Genomic DNA, 19,738 nt, shown 5'->3' with positions numbered 1-19,738 from the left:
TGTATCTCTAATCTATTGCTATTAAATCGAAGTCCTCGGTTTACATCTTTCCTTCGATTTAATTATAGCCTTTACTTATAGCTGCATTATTATGATTCACTTGCTTCAACAAGTAACGATAGTTCTTCCCATCGTTCCATTTTTTGTTCTAAACTAGACTCAAGTTCTACTTGTTTATCAAAATGCGTTTGAACCTTTTCTGCATCACTACCAGAATCAATAATGGCTTGTTTCACAGCCTCTATTTCTTCTTCTAACTTTTCTATTTGATTTTCAATTTGTTCCCATTCCTTTTGTTCATTATATGATAATTTTTTTCGTTTAGATCGTGTTTTTTTAACTTCTGGCTTTGAATCTTTTGTTTTCACTTCCGCATCTTGCTTCTTCTGATCCATATACGTACTATAATTACCATAAAAATGCCCAATCTCTCCAGGGGCTTCAAATGTAATTAACTGATCAACAACACGGTCTAAAAAATAACGATCATGCGAAACGGTAATTACGACACCCGAGAAATAATCCAAGTAATCTTCTAAAACACTTAATGTTTGGGTATCCAAATCATTTGTTGGCTCATCTAACAACAAAACATTAGGTTCTTCCATTAAAACTTTTAATAGATATAGTCTTCTTCGTTCTCCACCAGAAAGTCTTCTAATATACGTCCACTGATGTGCACGTGAAAATAAGAAGCGTTCTAGCATTTGTTCAGCTGTGATGGTTTCCCCATCTTTTGTATGAATCACTTGTGCTGTTTCTTGAATATATTCAAGGACACGCAAATTCTCATCCATTTGGCTGTGATCCTGTGTATAATAACCAATTTTAACTGTAGGTCCTACATCTATATCACCTGTATCTGGCTCTATTCTGCCAGCAATCATATTTAACAACGTCGTTTTTCCGCTTCCATTTGCACCAATAATACCAATTCTGTCACCTGGATTAACTAAGAAGTCAAAGTCCCGAACTACATGTTGCCCCTCATACGCTTTATTCACACCATTTATTTCAAGAACTTTTTTCCCTAAACGCTTTGTTCCCGCTTGAAAGTTTAACGATTGTTTATCTGTATTAAAACGTTCTTCCTTCATTTCTTCAACGCGACCAATTCGAGCTTTTTGCTTTGTTGAACGTGCTTTTGCACCGCGTCTTAACCAAGCAAGTTCTCGTTTTAGTGTGTTGGCATGTTTTTGTTCACTTTGCATTTCTAATGCTTCTCGTTCTGCCTTTTTTTCTAGGAACGTTTCATAATTACCTTGATAACGGTACAATGTCGCATTGTCTAATTCATATATACTATTTGTTATTCGATTTAAGAAGTACCTATCGTGTGTAACGAGCATGATCGCACCTTTATATTGCGGTAAATATGTTTCCAACCATTCAATCGTTTGATTGTCTAAATGGTTAGTAGGCTCATCAAGTATTAATAAATCAGCTGGTTGAATTAAAGCTTTCGCCATAGCTACGCGTTTCTTTTGACCACCTGATAAGTTTTTAATCTGCTGATTAAACATGGTGATACCTAGCTTGGTTAAAATTGTTTTAGCTGTTGTACTTGCATCCCATGCATTAAACTGATCCATTGACTGTTGCGTATTTACTAATGCTTCTTGTAAATCTACGTTTGTCGCATCCGCTTCAAGTTGTAATAGTAGTTGCTCGTAGCGACGTAATACAACCATTACGTCAGCATCGCCTGCATAGATTTCTTCTAAAATGGTATGTTCCTCTTGCAGTACAGGTTCTTGAGGTAAATACGCTACTTCAAAATCTTTAGCGTGATGCATCTCTCCTGTATCTCTTGATTCTGTTCCTGCTAAAATCCGCAGCAAAGTCGATTTACCAGTACCATTGACACCAATCAAACCAATTCGTTCATGCCTACTAATAGAAAAGGCGATCGACTCAAACAACACTTTATCTCCATATGATTTCGTTACATTCTCAACCGCTATTATTTCCATTATATTCACCCTTCAATTAAAAAAACATCTCTACTACTAAGTATAGTACAGAGATGTTAGGAGTACAAACAGATACAATTGGTTTTACAACTAATCCCGAGAAATATCGCAATATATGTTTAAGGAAGCCAGCTTAAATCGGTGGTCTCAACTAATTGAACAAGAACTGTGCCATCTTCCATTCCAAGCTTAGCTACGTTAGTTGTTTCTTCAATGAGGTGTAAACCTAAAACTCGCGCGTAGAAATCAATTGAACGTTTCAAATTTTAAATCGTCAAAAATACTGTTTTTCATTGGAATTTCTCGATTGGTGTGTTACCCATGTTTACGTTAACCCTTTCCTGTGCTATACTTTAATAGTTACTTTTAGTAAGTAAGTTCATATTAGTAATAGCTACCAGTCAATATTTTTCTTTTGTAAAATTGATTATACTAGTTAATCAGGAGTGTGAATATAAATGAAAGAATTATGTCCAAGATTTGAAAAAGCCATGCAACTTTTTGGTAAAAGGTGGGTTGGTCTTGTCTTGTTTGAGTTATTAGAAGGTCCGAAGCGTTTTTCACAAATGGAAACAGAACTACCGATTAGTGGACGTTTACTTTCTGAGCGTCTTAAAATGTTAGAGCAAGAAAGTATTGTCGAGAGAAGGGTATACTCTGAATTTCCCGTTCGGATTGAATATGTTCTTACTGAAAAAGGCTTGGCCTTACAACCAGTAATTAAGGATATTCAAAACTGGGCAGAAGCATGGGTAACAGAAGAAGAAGTAGCCATTTTAAAAGAAGATTTACCAACCAACTAAATAGTAGTGAATAGAAAGAGAACCCTAAATTGAAGGATTCTCTCCGAATCGACTTTTTTCATTCCAAGGAAAGGCTGTCCCAAATGTTCTAGCTAATTCCTTGGATTTTTTTCGTCTTTCTTTTCGTTGATTAGCACGTTCTGCCGCTTCAGCGTGCAACCATTTCTCTTCACTTGATTCTGGATAGACACCTGGTACCGAAGTGGGTTGATTATTTTCATCAATTGCAACCATCGTTACATATGCGGTTGCACATACTTTTCGCTCTCCACTTATTAGATTCTCCGTAACAGCTTTAACGAAAACTTCCATTGACGTTTTGTGTGCCCATGTAACAATTGCCTCTAAGCAGATTGTATCTCCCTCTTTTACCGGATATAAAAAATCCACTGAATCAATCGAGGCTGTAACAACTAGTTTTCTAGCATGTCTTGTCGCGCTTATTGCAGCAACATCATCAATATGTGCCATTAATTGTCCACCGAACAACGTCCCATGTCCGTTTGTATCAGATGGTAGTACATGCGTTGTTTTTACAGTTAAAGATGCTACACAAGGTTTGTTGTTCATATTATTCCCTCATTCCTTATAAAATAGGAGCTATTAAACGGGCAATGGACTCTTTAAATCGAATCCATAAAGACCGATTGTTATAAATACGTGAAGTCAATTGGGATGCGTGCATCATATCTTTTTGAAATTCACTTACTAATTGTTGTGCAATATCTTCACTATATAAAAAGGCATTCACTTCAAAATTCAAGCGGAAACTGCGTACATCTATATTCGCAGTACCAACTGAAGCTATTTTACCATCCACAACAATCGTTTTGGCGTGTAAAAAACCTTTCTGATAAACATAGACCGTTGCACCAGCTCTTAATAAATCCCCGATATTTGAATATGTTGCCCAATATACAAACGGGTGATCAGGCTTATTAGGAATCATAATACGAACATCCACACCTGAAAGTACAGCAATCCGAAGCGCATCGGCTAGACTTTCATCTGGAATAAAGTACGGTGTTTGTATATAAATATAAGATTTTGCTTTCATAATCATCTTCATATAACCATTTTTTATTTGTTCCCATTCTGAGTCGGGACCACTTGACACAATTTGCATGCCTACATTACCTTTTGGTGTTGCATCATAATAACGATCTTCATAAAGAATATCATGTCGGGAAGCTTGATTCCAATCTAAAATAAATCGTGTTTGCATATTTCGAACTGATCCACCGATAACTCTTAAATGGGTATCACGCCAATAGCCGAATCTTTTGTTTTCTCCGAGATACTCATCTCCAATATTAAATCCGCCTATATAACCGATTTTACCATCAATTATCGCTAATTTACGATGATTTCGGTGATTTATTTTAAAATTTATTTTTGGAATCAGTGACGGAAAGAAGAATTCGACTTCAACACCAGCATCACGTAACTGCCGTTTGTACTTACGTGCTAACTTTCTGGAGCCCATATCATCAACAAGAAAACGAACTTGCACGCCTTCTCTCGCCTTTTTCATTAATGCCTCTGCAACCCTTTGACCGAGATGATCACTTCGAACAATATAATAAACTAAATGGATATGGTCTGTCGCTGACTCTATATCTTTTATAAGAGCATTAAACTTTTCTACACCATCTGTAAAAATTTCGACATCATTATCTTGTGTTAAGATGGCATCATCATTGCGTAAATGTAAATAAAATAAGTCCTTATATTCTTTAACACTCTCAGGTATTGGGAAACTACCCTCTTCTATTAACTGCATTTGATTTTCGGCTGCACGCTTTACACCCAACCTACTTTTGTTATCCCAAATAAACAACTTCTTATTACTTAATTTTCGTCCGAAAATTAGATATAATATAAATCCGGCAACAGGTATAAATAAAAGAACCATTAACCATGCCCATGTTGATGTAGCGTTTTTTCGTTCTAAAAAGACAATAGCAAGTGCTAAGAATATATTAAATACTAGGACAAACCCTAATATAATTGGTGTGATACTCATTATATTTCATCCCCCTTCACAAAACTCCCTCTTCATAATATAGCATAATTCTAATCGATATACTTACTTTACTGTTTATGTCGGGTTACTATAGAACCTTTCATTTTCATTGCTTTTTTACCCTTTCGGGCGTAAACTTATGCTTATTCTTTAGAAAAGACGAGGGGACATCAAGATGGATAAGGAACTTAAAACAGGAGTTTTATTCGCAACATTTGCTTATATTTTATGGGGATTTCTGACGATCTATTGGAAAGCTGTTGGAGATATATCTGCCGGTGTGATATTGTCCCATCGCATCATCTGGTCTTTTATTTTTATGATTCTTTTACTACTTATAACTCGAAAATGGCGTAGCTTTATCCGAGAATGTCATGCAATCATACATAACAAAAGGAAACTTTTAGGACTGATCTTAGCATCTTTCGTTATCAGTGGGAATTGGCTCATATTTATTTGGGCAGTCAATAGCGATCATGTTATTCAAGCGAGCCTCGGCTATTACATCAACCCTTTGTTAAGTATTTTATTAGGGATTATCGTCTTAAAAGAAACATTAAATAAATGGGAGGTTTTCTCTGTTGTATTAGCTGGAATGGGAGTATTATACTTAACCATTTATTTTGGTGTATTCCCATGGATTTCCCTACTTTTAGCTTTGTTATTTGCAATTTATGGCTTCGTGAAGAAGGTCGTTGATATTCCATCCTTATACGGATTAACATTAGAAACCTTTATTGTGTTACCACTAGCTTTCCTTTATTTACTCATGCATCCGTCAGACTCTGGGTCACTGATAAATATGTGGGAATCAAGTCTAACGGCAGGATTGTTAATAGGAGCTGGGGTCGTCACAGCTATTCCTTTATTACTATTTGCTAGTGGTGCTAAACGGATTCCGTTATCCATGATTGGATTTTTACAATACGTCACGCCTACTTTAATGTTAATCATTGGCGTCTTTGTATACAAAGAGGAATTCACGCCCGCACATCTAGTAGCGTTTGTATGTATTTGGACCGCACTCGCTATTTATACAACGTCTAAAATAAGAGCTTTTCAGTATAATCGCAGAAAGACTGCGCATTAAGTTATCTACAAAAGCGAATGGCCTACCATTCGCTTTTAATCAATATCAATAATGTGGTCTGTTTTAGCTTTTTTCGGTCCACGTACTTCTAATACGCCATTTTTATATCCAGCTTTGGTTGTTCGTTTATCTATTACGTACGGTAGTTGCACGGTTCGTTCTGCCTGTTGATAGCGCCTTTCTCTATGATAATAGGCCTTTTTATCATCTTTTTTTTCGTTCATTTCATCATGCTTAATTTTAATTTTTAACCGATCTCCAATCACATCAATATGGATATCTTCTTTTCGCAATCCAGGTAAATCTGCTTGCACAATCCACTCCTTCTCATTTTCGAAAACGTCTACTGGCAAACGTGTCAATCCATTCTTTTGAAAAAAAGCATCAATGGAATCTAACATATTATTTTTGGGTCGATCAGCAAATAAACCATCCATTTTCCGAATGAATTCTTGCCCCGTTTCAAAAAAGTCCGTTGCTTTTTTATTCGATGATTTATCTTCCATAAAATAAACCTCCTTTAACCAATTAATCTGCTCTTAGCATATGCAAAACTGACACATTTGTTATAAGCAGACCGAATTCTTTTAAAGAATTTCATTTTTCTGAAAATAATTCTTGACGAACGTCTACTAGTAGCCTATACTCCAAACTAACATCAACTACATATCTCTTATCAAGAGTGGCAGAGGGAATAGGCCCTGTGAAGCCCGGCAACCAACTATATATGTATTGGTGCCAAATCCTACAGGTTAATAGCCTGATAGATAAGAGGAGGAAACCGTTTATACGCCCTCTTCTTACAATAGAAGAGGGCTTTTTGATTTCTTCTTCATTGACCTATATAAGAGATTATTTATATCAAATTTATTAGGAGGAATTCATAATGACAGAACAAAATTTCAATACGACAGGAACAGAAACAAATCTATTACATGGCGGTCAAGTCCCAGATCCAACGACTGGTTCACGCGCTGTCCCCATTTATCAAACAACTTCTTACGTTTTTCGTGATACAGAGCATGCCCAAAACTTATTTGGATTAGCGGAACCAGGTAATATCTATTCTCGGATTATGAATCCAACTGTTGATGTATTTGAGCAACGGATTGCTTTATTAGAAGACGGTGTTGCAGCTGTTGGAACAGCATCTGGTGCTTCTGCGATTACATTATCGATTCTAAATCTTGCCAACGCTGGTGATGAAATTGTTGCGGATAGTAATCTATATGGTGGAACTTACAATTTATTCGCATCAACCTTACCAAAGTACGGTATTAATGTGATTTTTGTTGATGGTACTGATCCGGAAAATTTCCGTAAGGCTATCACAGACAAAACAAAAGCTATTTTCGGTGAAATTATTACAAATCCATCACTTAATGTCCTTGACGTAGAAGCGGTAGCAACTATTGCACACGAAAATAATCTACCTCTAATTATTGATAACACTTTTGCCAGCCCTTATGGATGCAAACCAATAGCATGGGGTGCAGATATTGTTGTCCATTCCGCAACAAAGTGGATTGGTGGACATGGTACTTCTATCGGCGGAGTCGTCGTTGATGGTGGCCGTTTTAATTGGAATCAAGCAAAGTATCCAGGCTTTATCGAACCTGACTCAAGCTATAATGGAATTCGTTTTGGGATTGATGTTGGACCGGCAGCTTTTGCAACGAAATTCCGCGTGCAGCTACTGCGTGACATTGGCCCATCTTTAACGCCACAAAATGCATTCTACTTCATCCAAGGGTTAGAAACGTTGAATTTACGAATCGAGAAGCATAATGAAAATGCACAAAAAGTTGCGGCATATTTAGAGGGACATCCACAAGTTGAATGGGTTGCCTACCCAGGCTTAGAATCACATCCATCCCATCAACTTGCCAAAAAGTATTTAGGCGGAACATTCGGTTCGATTATTACCTTTGGCATTAAAGGTGGACGTAATGCTGGACGCCAGCTAATTGACACTATTAATTTGTGGTCACATGTTGCTAACGTTGGTGATGCTAAGTCATTGATTATCCATCCAGCTTCTACTACACACCAGCAATTAAGTGCGGACGCATTAAAAGCAAGTGGTGTAACAGAAGAATTAGTACGTTTATCGGTTGGACTAGAAACAATTGATGATATATTACTAGATTTAGATCAAGCAATTGCAAAAGCAACCAATACACAAACCACCATTTCGAATTCAGAAGAAACAGCAATCAAGTGGGCGTTTGATTCTCCATTTGCTCGTGAAGATGGCCAATTACGTCTCAAAAATATTGTCGTTGCTGGTTCAATTGACGGTAATGAAGCACTAGAGAAATTACGAGGTCTTGGCTATCAGATTACCACTGTCGAGAAAAATGAGGAAGCTATCGATCTCATATATATTACTGATCCATCGACAGTAACGAATCAATCCTTAAAAACAGCAAAACTTGTTTGGTTTAATACGAAGGCAGATTATACGGAACAAAAAGAATTCGCCAAATCAAATCAACGCGTTATTATTGAAAATCGTTGCCCTTTTAATGAAGCTGATCGCATTAGACGAACTAGATAGAAGTAAACAAGAAAAGCAATCTCACTAGCAATAGTGAGACTGCTTTTTTTATTTAAGCTCTTTTTCTGATGATGTATTACTACATTAGGTTTCCTCTCCGCTGAATTATTGCTTCCTTCCGCCGAATTATTGCTTCCTTCCGCCGAATTATCGATTCATCGTGGATAATGGTATTTTTCAACCGACTGGCTTAATTTGGCTCCAACCTTGTTTTGATATTTACTTGGAAACGCTATTGCTAAATAAGGTTTGTGTAACATATAATGTGGGATAGACTAAAAAATTTCATTTGTCTTATAAGTGATTTATTTTTCTTCTTTTTTTGTTTGATGTTATGATTAAAGAAGAATGTTGGTTGCAAAACTATAGCATAGCAGGTGTGGGATAATGAATAGAAAAAAGATTTGGCTATTACTTGGTGGGATGTTTTTCTTACTGTTTATAATTGGGTTCATTTTAATATCACAAAAATCCAGTTCTCCTTCCAATCTAACCGCGAACATTGAAGCGGAAAAGGAGAATATAGAAGAAGTCATTGATCAAGTACAGGAAAAAGATGAAGAAGTTGAAAATGAAGAAAATCGGAGCATTTCCAATAATCTAAAAGATGCTGTTGAAAGTACAATCGGCTTATTCCTACGTAACGATTATAAAATCGTCGCAATAGGGGATTCATTAACACAAGGGGTTGGAGACTCAGCAGATAACGATGGATATGTCGGAAGAATAGAAGATGCATTTTCCAATGAAGATCAACGTGTTTCTATCGATAACTTTGGTAAGCGTGGGAATCGGTCAGATCAATTACTAAAACGCTTGGAAGATGAGGAAATAAGATCATCTTTAGAAGAAGCAGACATGATTCTACTTACAATTGGAGCAAACGATATTATGAAAGTTGTCAAAAGTAACTTCATGAGTCTTAATGAAGAGCCCTTTATTGCTGAACGATCGGCTTACGAACAACGTTTACAAGAGATTATTGATATTATGCTAGATTTAAGTCCAGATGCAGAGATCTATTTAATTGGATTTTTCAATCCTTTTGAAGGGTATTTTGATGATATTGAAGAGCTGGATGGAATTCTAACAGATTTTAATACTACTGGGAAACAACTAACGACAGAGAAACAACAAACGCACTATATTCCTACAAATGATTTATTTCAAATAGAAGATGTGGATCTCTTAGCTGATGACAATTTCCATCCAAACGCTACAGGGTATACACTTATTGCTGAACGGATTCTAACCTATATTCGTCCTATCATTGAAGCAGCACATGAAGAAAGCGAGAATGAGGAAGAGGCAAGTGAGGCACAGTAATAAGGCAGAAAGGTGAACGATAACATGCATCAAAGAAATTGGAAGGTTTTATTCATAAGTTTATTTAGTTTAAATATATTCATTATCATTACTTTATTCATTATAATTTTTTCTCCTACTCCTGGTAGTAATGCACTCCCAGAAAAGGAATATATTGAAGATGAGGCCGGAGCAGAATTTACTGTTCGATCGAGCAAGCAGAATTTAACTGAATTGGTTAATCAATATATAGATAAAGCATTAAATGATAAAGAAGGAAAGTATTCGATTCAACTTGATGAAAATGTGCAAATTTTTGGTTCTGTTGAAGCTTTTAACAAGGATATTCCAATATCAATTGAAATGGAACCTATCGTACAAGAAAACGGCGATATCATTTTAAAACAAACAGAAATGTCATTAGGTTTATTGAATTTACCGAAAAATAAAATTCTTGAGTATGTCGCTAAAGCAATTGATGCACCTGAATGGGTCATTATCGACCCCGATAATGAAGAAATCTATATTGCAGTTACGCAAATGGATATTAAGAGTAACTTTAAAGTAAGAGCGCAGCAAATCGATCTAGAAAATGACCAAATATCATTTCGTATAAAAGTTCCAACTGCAACACTAGGATTATAAGAGACCAAGTACATGTACTTGGTCTTTTATGTTTCTAACTCGGATAAAGATTAAGGCGTGCTTACCTCTATATCTCCCATATCACTTGAAACTTTTAGTAGTGGCTCACCTGAACCTGACTGTAAATATACTTCTTTTCCACCATCACGATTAAGATCAAACCCATCTACCGTGACATCACCTATATCACTATCTAAATCTAATGTGTAATCAGCTGTTTTCTTTGCTACCTGAACCTCTATATCACCTATATCAGATACAATTGTAATATCTTGTTCCCATTCTTTTAATTGTAGGTCAACTTCACCAACATCACTTTTAATGTCCCATTCCCCTTGCGCTTGCCGGATACTAGTATCACCAACACTAGATGTTACAGAAGCAGATTTACTAATGATTTCTTGGAGTTTTACATCCCCAACATCTGATTCTACATTTACAGTATTAAAATCACCATAGTTAACTATAATTCCTCCAACATTATTTACAAGGTCTAATTTGTCAAACTGCTTCTCCGGTATTAGTATGGTAAGTTTGATTGAACCCCAATCTTGCAATGGTAAAAATGAAATAGATATTTGCTTCTCTCCTTTTAAGTCAATCTTCAACTCTCCATTATCTTCTTCCACACGGAAATCAATATTATCTTTCCGTTTTTCACTTACTTTTCCATCTAAGAAAACATGGATATTTTCATCTGAACTTTTTTCTATCTTAATATCAACTACATCAGCTTCAACATATATTTGTTTAATGTCCGATGCATCAATTACTTGTTCTTCGTTTACAGATGCTTTTGAGCTATCTGAAAATATCCGATCACGAAGGGTCAATATTCCAACTATACCAATCAACAATGTTAAACATGCAACAAGAGCTATCTTTTTCATCATACTTTCATCCCCCTATAAGACGAACATTCCATTTTAAATATCCCCTAACTATTCTATAACTCACTTTTGAAATTGGAATCATTGCAAGACCAATCAAAACACCGATACTGGTCAATGTTAAAACAACAAAAAATTCTGCCGTTACATCTATAACCGATTGATTGATAAAGGAAAACATCCAAAAACCTGGTGCAAGTGTAAAAGAAATTGAAACGGCCCATACGCTAATCCATACTGCAAATAACCCTATTGCAGGTCCAACTACAACTATTAAATTAAAAATGACGAGCAATATTAATAGAAAAAACGAACGAAATGGATTTGATTTTCTTTCATATGAAGATGGCCTTGTTTGATCGCCCACTAATTGTCGGTCACCTAACCTATTTTGTGCAATTGTACGTGGACTTCCTAGTTCTAGAACCACATCCTGTTCTGTTTTTCCATCGATTTCCCCTATCTTAAAATGATCTGAATAGTCCTCTAAAATATCTTTCCTTTCCGATATAGACAAATCTCTTAAATGATAATCCAATTCTCTCATAAACCCGCGTTTATCCAAATTTCTCTCCCCTTACGCTAAACAAGTTTTTGTTGATGGGCGTAAATTGCAGCTTGCGTTCGATCTTGTACTTCTAATTTACTCAAAATATTACTAACATGTACTTTCGTTGTTTTAAGTGCAATAAATAGTTGATCAGCAATTTCTTGATTTGTTTTTCCTTGTGCAATTAATAATAGTATTTCGTTTTCTCTCATCGTTAATGTTTCATGAAGCGCTATCTCATGTTTCGTCCGCATTCTTGTTAAAACTTTATTCGCTACTTCTGCTTCAAAAACAGATTCACCTCGATGCGTATTACGTATTGCTCTAGCAATTTCACTTGCTTTTGATGTTTTCAATACATAACTTGTTGCTCCTGCTTCTAGTGCTGGGTAAACTTTATCATCATCAATAAAACTCGTGACCATTAAGATTTTTGCTTCTGGCCATGCTGCAATAATTTGTCGTGTTGCTTCAATTCCATCCATTTCATCCATCACAATGTCCATTAAAATAACATCTGGACGCAATTCTAAAGCTAGCTCTATTGCCTTTTTACCATTCGCCGCTTCTGCAACAACTTCAATATCGGATTGAGTAGCCAAATACGCACTCACACCAATTCGCACCATCTCATGATCATCAACAAATAAAACGTTAATCATTCTTCTCATCACCCTCTACATCCATAATAGGTACACGCACTTCGATTCTCGTTCCTTTATTAGGAACACTAACGAGACGTAACTTGGCTCCAATTTCTGCCGCCCTTTCTTCCATGTTTGCTAATCCATATGAACTCGATTTCTTTTCTAAATCGAACCCAATACCATCATCCATTACGCGTAAGATTACAAATCCATCACGTTCAATTAAGAGAATATCTAATACTTCTGCCTTCGCATGTCGTAGTGTATTAGAAACCGATTCCTGCAAAATACGGAAGAGATGGTCTTCCACACCTTTACTTAGATCAACATCTTTTACATCCCATATAATTTCCAATGGCACTTTTTCATCCAATTCCTGTAATAGTTGATCCATCCCTTGTTTTAATGAATTATCTTTTAATGCAATAGGACGCAAATGCAGCAGTAATGCGCGCATTTCAAGTTGTGCTTGTTGTATCATTGTTTCAACTTGTTGAATCGGCTTCTTCATTTGTGAGTCCTGTGCTACAGGTAATTCATTCATCGCAGAAACGAGCATAGAAGCTGCAAAAAGCTCTTGACTAACCGAATCATGTAGTTCTCTTGCTAAACGATTTCGTTCTTGTGTAATAACTTCCTCTATTCTTTCTTCCTGACTTTCGACCCGTTCACTGATCAATTTTTGACTTCTTTTCGTTTGGTCCTGGAAAGCAAGTTGAAGCTGCTTTATTTTTTCCATGACATTAGAAATTTCAGTTAAAGACCCTTCGTAAGTGATGGTAGTATCAGGTGTTGCTTGTTCTAACTTAATTAATGCCTTCTCAACAACTTCTATTTGGTTTTTCCAAAAAAATCCGTTCATTAAACCGCTTACTATACCAAATAATAAACTGATTATGACAATAAAAACGACAAACGGCATACCTAAAACAGGACGGTACCATATCTCGAGCCAACTTTGTAAAGGGAAATTAACTAAGAATATAGAAAGTAAGATCACGCTTACTAATAAAGACTGGATGATACTAACAAGAATGGATCGGCTTATTATTTTCCTCATCCACGTATCACCTCAATTTTCCCTGCAATCATCGAGGTGACAATCTTTACTTTTTGATTTGCATCGTGGTAATTCTCTGTTTGTAGATGCACGACGCGATTCGTCATGTTATCATCCCGGTGATCTAATATATCCACAGCTCCCATCAAAACGGAATGATGCACGCTAACTTCCACATCAAATGGAATAATTATTTTAATTGTACCAATCAGTTGTCTAACCATGATTAGTGGTTCATCTTTTGGTAAAACAGTATAGGTCAAATCAATCACAGTCTCACCAAAAGCTGATTGAATATTAATATCCTCCCATTGGTATGAATGGGATGCTGTTTGTTGTTTTCCAAACCATTTATTACTAAAGAGAATCTTTTTATTTATTCCTTCTTTCATAGTTGAAAATTGTGGTTGATGGTGCGTGGTAGTTTGTTTCGATTGGTACCAATTAAGTAGTAGAAATACGAGCAAGACGAATAGAATAAATTGGAAGGTTGTCGTATTTATTACGGTAATCACAAAACCTATTATTCCGATCCAAAAAAAGGTTCTTCCTGCAGGTCGATAATAGTATTGTCTTGCAAGATAAATCATACCTAACCATATTCCAATCCATATAAACGATTCGGTATGAACAAAGATAACTTCATATATAAAGAAAATTATAATAGCTAATAGTACATAATCCATTTTCCTCATTTTTTTATGATTTAGCATGCGCTTCCCCCCTTTTTATTTTAGACGCAGCGATCACACTTGCTGCGTCCTTCTATTACTAGCTTACCATTAACTTATTTAGAAGTAGTAACTTTTTTTTCTAATTCTTGAAATCTTGCATCAAGCGTGTGTAATCGTCCATCTGTTGTAACTTGTTGTTCCAGTCGTTCAATATACGCTTCTACTTCTTGGAATTTCGATTCGCTTCTCTCTATTAACTCCGTATGAAGCACTTTATTCATCCCTTTGTGGACACGCGCGACATTTTCTCTACCTTTTAATTCTAAACGTTTAACGTATAAGTCTTTTAGTTTATGCTTCATGTCAATATATTTTGTTTCTATTAACTCTAGTTGTTCAAAATTTTGATTATTCATTTCTGTTAACTGTTCCACGCGAGCTTGATATCTTTGTAGCTCTTCTGATGCTTCCTCTAGAAGCGCTGATTCATTCATTTCCTCGGCTAACGTAACTTGACGTTTTCTTTTGGTCATCATTGTTGTAGCCTGTTGCAATTCACGATTATATTCTTGTTTAATCGCATATTGCTTTTCAATTAATTTCTTTAGACTTTTAACCTCTTCTTCACAATTTCGAATATATTGATTCAAGTGAGTCATTGGGTGCTTTTCTTCTTTTTGATCCAACAATTCGTGGAAATCTGCTACGATCGTATCTTTTACTCGAGTAAAAACGTTTGCCATTTTTATCGTCTCCTTCTATTTTAATCTAAAATCCAATCTTCGTCGTATTCATCCCGTTTTGTTTTTTTCCAACTTTTATAGGTATAGTATAGAACTATAAAAGCAACAAGCCCTACAAAAGCTGCAGTATTTGATAGTGAAAGGGATAAGCCAATTAGCACGATTAGTGCCCAACTTATTTTTCCAATAAATGAATCAGATAAAATAAATCTTCGAACGCCGTAATAGGCAATGGCTAAACTAATCGCTAGAAAGATCATTGGTCCTAAAGTACCGAGTAGAATAAGAGATGCTATCACACCGACTACTACTAATAAAAATATTTTCATGTTCCATTCCCTCCTTCATGTATCTATCTTAAACCTAGCTCGTATTCTTCATAATGGACTACCGTTATATTTTGTCATAAGACTTAAGGCGTAATTCACTCAATTAACACTTACATAAAACAAAAAAACTTGGCATATGATTAGCCAAGTTTAACTTTTGATCTATTCCACTTTCCTGTGAGTGTTGGTGCATAGCGCGTTGAGAAGTATGGGTACTGTTCTAATTCACCTTGATAGATCAGTTCTAGTTCGGGTAATTCTCTTAAATCTTGCGGTCTGATTAAATAAGTGGGTTTTGCAGTATGATAAGACCCGCAATCTTCTAGTAAAGTAGCAACAAATTGCGAACAAAAGTATGCATTATTTCGCCCTAACTCTTTATTTAACACAATTCCAAATAAACCTAATAAATTATAACTATATAAGTGCTTACTTGCTTCCATTACCATAATACGTTGCTGCAACAATTGATATTCTTCTTCAGATATCGTTAAGCGATAGACAGCACATTTTGTTTTTTTGAAAAATGGTGCTTGTAAGTTTTCTTTAACAAATCCCCCAATAAACGGGTTATTCGGTCTTTTTCTTCCAAAACTATAAACATGATCTAATTGCCTGTCTAATGCAATTGAAGCATGATTTAGTATTGATTTAGTGTACAAGTTGATTGTCCTTGTTAACAAGGTACCTGTATCTGAAAAAACAAGATATACCTTTCTCGTTTCCACTCGGTTTCCCCCTTAGACACGCTAAAACTTCTCTATAAATTTACTTACCCATCAGCAAGTTTAACCGATTCTTATCGATAGTAATATAGCCAAAAGGTGTATTTTCATTTAAGACTAGAGGCTTATTTATCAACCGAGATATATAGATTACTATCTTCAGTAATATTTCAACTATATAATATTAGGAACTAAATGGCAAGATGTAATACATGCTCGTATTTCAACATTAATAATCTCAATACAAAAACCCCAATATAGCCATAGAAATTCCAGCTTTATTGGGGTGTGTAAAAATCACTTATGTTATTTTTATTGATATTGGATACAAATACGGTTGTGCTGGTTCTTCGACAACATTCCACTCGGTAACCTTTATTGCTGGTAATAAATCGCCCTCATATTCCTGCAAATATATTGTACCTACTGCTTCTACCCAAGTATCTTCATCTAATTCTTCTGCTATATCCATTTCAGTCAAAAATCCTATTACTCCTGCATCAGCAACACAATGTGTGATAATAAATCTACCGAGCACTAATTGATTTGCCGAAAAACTTTCTTCCTTATAAACAAATCCCGTTACCTTTATTTCTTTTCCTACAAAATCATCCGCGTTCATATTTATTTCCTGATGATAGGTCGTATACAGTTGATCAGTCATCTCGATAGAATTTCGTTCAGATAATTCATCTATTAATGTATCATGTTCTTCTTTACTTATCGTATTTGAGTAAAGATTAGGATCTGCAACATTATCATCCTGTTGCACTTCATTACTTGTGCCTTCTTCAATACTCTCGGGTTCTGATTCGGTTACATTCTCTTCTGACACATCAGCTTTGCTCGTATTATTCGATAACGAAAGCATTGTACCCTTATTTGCTGCTATAGAAGCATCCAAAGTGGACATTGGAAAGAAGAATCCAGTGAACAAAGGTAAGATAACAATTGCATACGAAATGAATTTTCTGATAGTAAACGGTGCATTACCATGATCATGCTTATGGCCATCGTGATCATCATGTTCTCCATGATCATGCTTATTAGATTCTAGAATTCGTTTAATTTGTGCGACAAATAAAACAAGAAAAAGAATAGCGGCTGTCTTACTCAGCATCACATATTTAGGATTAATAAGTTTAAGAATATCTCCCGTATAATGTAGACGTACAATAAAAATAACAAAAACCAATAAAATAATTGCTCTACTCACCTGTTGTAAATTAATACGCATATTCTTTCCCTCCCTAATAGAAGCCGTCTAGTAACGTTAACACACTAAACACGACAACAGTTACGATTAAGACAAATAAAAGTACAAATTTCGTTTTGAAAACACTTAGCATCATCATTGTATTCTTTAAATCCGTCATTGGTCCATAAATAAGAAATCCTAATATTGCAGTTGTTGGAAATACATTACTAAAGGAAGCCGCAATAAACGCATCTGCCTCTGAACACAATGATAAAAGATAAGCTAAGCCCATCATGACAGCAGTAGAAGAAACTTGTCCACTTCCAAGTTCAAGTAAAGCTTCTGAAGAGACATATGTCTGCACAAATGCAGCTAATAACGCACCTACAATCAAATATTTTCCCATATCAAAAAATTCATCAACTGCATGTGTTACTGTATGACCTAGTTTACTGAAAATTGATTGTGAAGCATGACTACTTGTATGTATGTGTGGTATTTCGAGTGTATGTTTTAATTGATTCGACTTAAACAATACACTAATAATAATAGAAATAAGTATCGCAATAAAGAAACCTAATATCATTCTTGATGCCGCAATTTTAAAATCATTTCCAAATGCCATATACGTAGATAAAATAACTAGTGGATTAATAAGTGGGCCAGTAAGAAGAAAACCTATACCAGCATGTATCGGAACACCCTTTGCTAGTAATCTACGAACAATTGGAACAATGCCACATTCACATGCAGGGAATAGAGCTCCTACAAAACAACTCATAATAATCGCTAAAAAGGTATTCTTTGGTATCCAACGTTTTATATGATCTTCCGTTACAAATATTTGGATTATACCAGCGATTAAAACACCTATTAAGACAAATGGGAGTGCTTCAATTAAGATGCTCAAGAAAATCGTATTCATATGCAAAACAGAATTGGGTAACTGAAAAACAGTTGAAAAAGAATCACCAAAAGAAAGTACATAAACAGCTAAACCAATCACAATAACCAATGAAAAATCTATTAAAAAGGAACGAAATCCCCGAATAATTTCCAACCCCCGTATTCCTAATATTTTATAGTGAAGTCTTTTATTCTATCTCTACCATATACTATTACATAAGCAAATTAAATAGAACAAACTAAAAATTATTTAAACTTTTCCTCTTTTAAATAACGTCTTGGATAGTCCCGGTAAATATGTATTTAATATAATTGACCGTGCAAACGAAAATAAAATAAATGCAAACCACAAGCCATGATTAGCGTATAGAGGAATCAAAAAATATATCATGATTAAAAATAATATCATTGCTATAATTAATGAATTTCGTATTGGAACGACTTCCGTAGCTCCAGAAAAAACACCATTTAATAGCAATCCCCAGAAACTAACGAGTGGGAATAACAAAAGCCAACCTTGATAGTTTGTGATAAGTACTTTTACTTCTTCTATAGAAGTAAAAAGAGAAAAGATAATATCTGAAGTAAGATAAAGGATAAGAGCTAAACAAATTGCAACAGCCCCACCCCAAATCGCAGAAAGATTTAATGTTCGCTTATACATATGCTTATTATCAGAACCAACAGAGCGACCAATCAAAATACTACTCGCATTCGCAAAGCCATCTAAACAATAAGACATTAGATAATGGATTTGAAACAGTATAGCGTTAGCGGCTAAAACAGCTTCACCCATTTGTGTACCTATAGAAGTGAATAACGTAAAAACAACTAGTAAACATATCGATCTTATCATTAAATCTCGATTAACTCTCACTAATTTCACTATACTATTTTTGTCAAAAATTGCTCTGTATTTATGCAGAGAAAACTTAATCATATTTAATTTAACTAAAAAAAACAGACCAATTACCATGAATACAATCTCAACTAGCAGCGTTGCTGTTGCGACACCTGTGACACCAAGACTAAAAACAGTAACAAATAAAATGTTTAATCCAATATTTGTTAGATTCATTCCAACTTGTAAAAACAGTGTTAATCGGACTTTTGAAGAACCCATTAACCACCCTAATATGACATAATTCATTAAGGCAAATGGCGCACCCCAAATCCGAATATTATAATAAATTAAAATTTGCTCTTTCAATTCATTCGTCGGTTGCATAATAAATAATGCAAAGTCTTTAATTTGAATTTGAAACAAGATGAATAGACATCCGATTATAGCTGCAATTATTGCAGGGCGTATAAAAGACAGCGCTAAACGATCAGGATCATTCGCTCCATGAGCTTGTGCGGTAAAACCTGATGTACTTACACGCAGAAATCCTAAACTCCAATAGAGTGTATTGAAAATCAGACTTCCTACAGCAACACCTCCTATATAAACTGGATCAGGTAGTTGTCCAACTACTGCTGTATCAACTGCTCCTAAAAGCGGTGTTGTAATTGTTGCAAACACTAATGGAAGAGCTAATTGCATATAATTTTTATGTGATACAACTGGTAACACACTTGATGGGTGATTCATACAAAGATGTTAATTCTCCT

General features: G+C 35.2%; 21 protein-coding genes and 1 riboswitch. Of the genes, 5 read left to right on the top strand and 16 right to left on the bottom strand.

Annotated elements, in window-relative coordinates:
- Positions 1-89 precede the first annotated feature (89 nt).
- A complete protein-coding gene (locus D2K60_RS02240; protein WP_117168361.1) occupies positions 90-1,973 on the bottom strand; it encodes an ABC-F family ATP-binding cassette domain-containing protein in 1,884 nt (627 codons plus the stop codon).
- A 119-nt stretch (positions 1,974-2,092) separates the two neighbouring features.
- Positions 2,093-2,236, bottom strand: coding sequence for a VOC family protein (locus tag D2K60_RS21245; protein WP_117168360.1), 144 nt, complete (start codon positions 2,234-2,236; stop codon positions 2,093-2,095).
- Positions 2,237-2,431: 195 nt separating this feature from the next.
- Here D2K60_RS21245 and D2K60_RS02230 point away from each other — a divergent pair, with 195 nt between their 5' ends.
- Positions 2,432-2,776: a winged helix-turn-helix transcriptional regulator gene (locus tag D2K60_RS02230; RefSeq protein WP_117168359.1), complete on the top strand. Its 345-nt coding sequence runs from the start codon at positions 2,432-2,434 to the stop codon at positions 2,774-2,776.
- A gap of 24 nt (positions 2,777-2,800) precedes the next feature.
- Here D2K60_RS02230 and D2K60_RS02225 read toward each other — a convergent pair whose 3' ends face one another.
- Positions 2,801-3,346, bottom strand: coding sequence for an acyl-CoA thioesterase (locus D2K60_RS02225; protein ID WP_117168358.1), 546 nt, complete (start codon positions 3,344-3,346; stop codon positions 2,801-2,803).
- Between the two features lie 16 nt (positions 3,347-3,362).
- The gene (gene cls, locus D2K60_RS02220) at positions 3,363-4,802 is read right to left on the bottom strand and encodes a cardiolipin synthase (protein ID WP_117168357.1); all 1,440 of its coding nucleotides are present in this window, start codon (positions 4,800-4,802) and stop codon (positions 3,363-3,365) included.
- A 175-nt stretch (positions 4,803-4,977) separates the two neighbouring features.
- Between cls and rarD the strand changes: the two genes are divergently transcribed.
- On the top strand, positions 4,978-5,892 hold the full coding sequence (gene rarD / locus D2K60_RS02215) for an EamA family transporter RarD (RefSeq protein ID WP_117168356.1): 915 nt from the start codon (positions 4,978-4,980) through the stop codon (positions 5,890-5,892).
- A gap of 35 nt (positions 5,893-5,927) precedes the next feature.
- Here rarD and D2K60_RS02210 read toward each other — a convergent pair whose 3' ends face one another.
- Positions 5,928-6,398 (bottom strand): Hsp20/alpha crystallin family protein, encoded by a 471-nt coding sequence (locus D2K60_RS02210; protein WP_117168355.1) that lies wholly within the window; start codon positions 6,396-6,398, stop codon positions 5,928-5,930.
- Between the two features lie 164 nt (positions 6,399-6,562).
- Positions 6,563-6,666: riboswitch (SAM riboswitch) on the top strand.
- Between the two features lie 112 nt (positions 6,667-6,778).
- Here D2K60_RS02210 and D2K60_RS02205 point away from each other — a divergent pair.
- From D2K60_RS02205 to D2K60_RS02195, 3 genes are all read left to right on the top strand, one after another.
- A complete protein-coding gene (locus D2K60_RS02205) occupies positions 6,779-8,452 on the top strand; it encodes an O-acetylhomoserine aminocarboxypropyltransferase/cysteine synthase family protein (RefSeq protein ID WP_117168354.1) in 1,674 nt (557 codons plus the stop codon).
- 387 nt (positions 8,453-8,839) lie between these two features.
- On the top strand, positions 8,840-9,778 hold the full coding sequence (locus D2K60_RS02200; RefSeq protein WP_117168353.1) for an SGNH/GDSL hydrolase family protein: 939 nt from the start codon (positions 8,840-8,842) through the stop codon (positions 9,776-9,778).
- Between the two features lie 24 nt (positions 9,779-9,802).
- Positions 9,803-10,402 carry a YpmS family protein gene (locus D2K60_RS02195; RefSeq protein WP_117168352.1) on the top strand — a complete coding sequence of 200 codons (600 nt, stop codon included), beginning with the start codon at positions 9,803-9,805 and terminating at the stop codon, positions 10,400-10,402.
- Between the two features lie 50 nt (positions 10,403-10,452).
- Here the strand turns inward: D2K60_RS02195 and D2K60_RS02190 are convergent, their stop codons facing one another.
- From D2K60_RS02190 to D2K60_RS02140, 11 genes are all read right to left on the bottom strand, one after another.
- The gene (locus D2K60_RS02190; protein ID WP_117168351.1) at positions 10,453-11,295 is read right to left on the bottom strand and encodes a DUF4097 family beta strand repeat-containing protein; all 843 of its coding nucleotides are present in this window, start codon (positions 11,293-11,295) and stop codon (positions 10,453-10,455) included.
- Between the two features lie 4 nt (positions 11,296-11,299).
- Entirely contained in the window at positions 11,300-11,857 is a 558-nt protein-coding gene (locus D2K60_RS02185; protein ID WP_117168350.1) for a DUF1700 domain-containing protein, read from the bottom strand.
- A 17-nt stretch (positions 11,858-11,874) separates the two neighbouring features.
- Positions 11,875-12,504 (bottom strand): response regulator transcription factor, encoded by a 630-nt coding sequence (locus D2K60_RS02180; RefSeq protein WP_117168349.1) that lies wholly within the window; start codon positions 12,502-12,504, stop codon positions 11,875-11,877.
- Entirely contained in the window at positions 12,497-13,549 is a 1,053-nt protein-coding gene (locus D2K60_RS02175; protein WP_240335217.1) for a sensor histidine kinase, read from the bottom strand. The genes D2K60_RS02180 and D2K60_RS02175 overlap by 8 nt, the downstream gene beginning before the upstream one ends.
- Positions 13,546-14,262 (bottom strand): cell wall-active antibiotics response protein LiaF, encoded by a 717-nt coding sequence (gene liaF / locus D2K60_RS02170; RefSeq protein WP_117168348.1) that lies wholly within the window; start codon positions 14,260-14,262, stop codon positions 13,546-13,548. The genes D2K60_RS02175 and liaF overlap by 4 nt, the downstream gene beginning before the upstream one ends.
- A 74-nt stretch (positions 14,263-14,336) precedes the next feature.
- Complete coding sequence (locus D2K60_RS02165) at positions 14,337-14,966, bottom strand: PspA/IM30 family protein (RefSeq protein WP_117168347.1); 630 nt, start codon at positions 14,964-14,966, stop codon at positions 14,337-14,339.
- A gap of 20 nt (positions 14,967-14,986) precedes the next feature.
- Positions 14,987-15,295: a lmo0954 family membrane protein gene (locus D2K60_RS02160; protein ID WP_117168346.1), complete on the bottom strand. Its 309-nt coding sequence runs from the start codon at positions 15,293-15,295 to the stop codon at positions 14,987-14,989.
- Positions 15,296-15,435: 140 nt separating this feature from the next.
- The gene (locus D2K60_RS02155; protein WP_117168345.1) at positions 15,436-16,023 is read right to left on the bottom strand and encodes a hypothetical protein; all 588 of its coding nucleotides are present in this window, start codon (positions 16,021-16,023) and stop codon (positions 15,436-15,438) included.
- Between the two features lie 298 nt (positions 16,024-16,321).
- Positions 16,322-17,257 carry a TIGR03943 family putative permease subunit gene (locus D2K60_RS02150; RefSeq protein ID WP_117168344.1) on the bottom strand — a complete coding sequence of 312 codons (936 nt, stop codon included), beginning with the start codon at positions 17,255-17,257 and terminating at the stop codon, positions 16,322-16,324.
- A 13-nt stretch (positions 17,258-17,270) separates the two neighbouring features.
- Positions 17,271-18,272, bottom strand: coding sequence for a permease (locus D2K60_RS02145; RefSeq protein ID WP_117169079.1), 1,002 nt, complete (start codon positions 18,270-18,272; stop codon positions 17,271-17,273).
- A gap of 102 nt (positions 18,273-18,374) precedes the next feature.
- Positions 18,375-19,718: an MATE family efflux transporter gene (locus tag D2K60_RS02140; protein WP_117168343.1), complete on the bottom strand. Its 1,344-nt coding sequence runs from the start codon at positions 19,716-19,718 to the stop codon at positions 18,375-18,377.
- Positions 19,719-19,738 lie beyond the last annotated feature (20 nt).

The organism is Paraliobacillus sediminis, from assembly GCF_003426055.1.
Note: the sequence above shows the minus strand (reverse complement) of the source record. Positions and strands in the feature narration are given on the sequence as shown.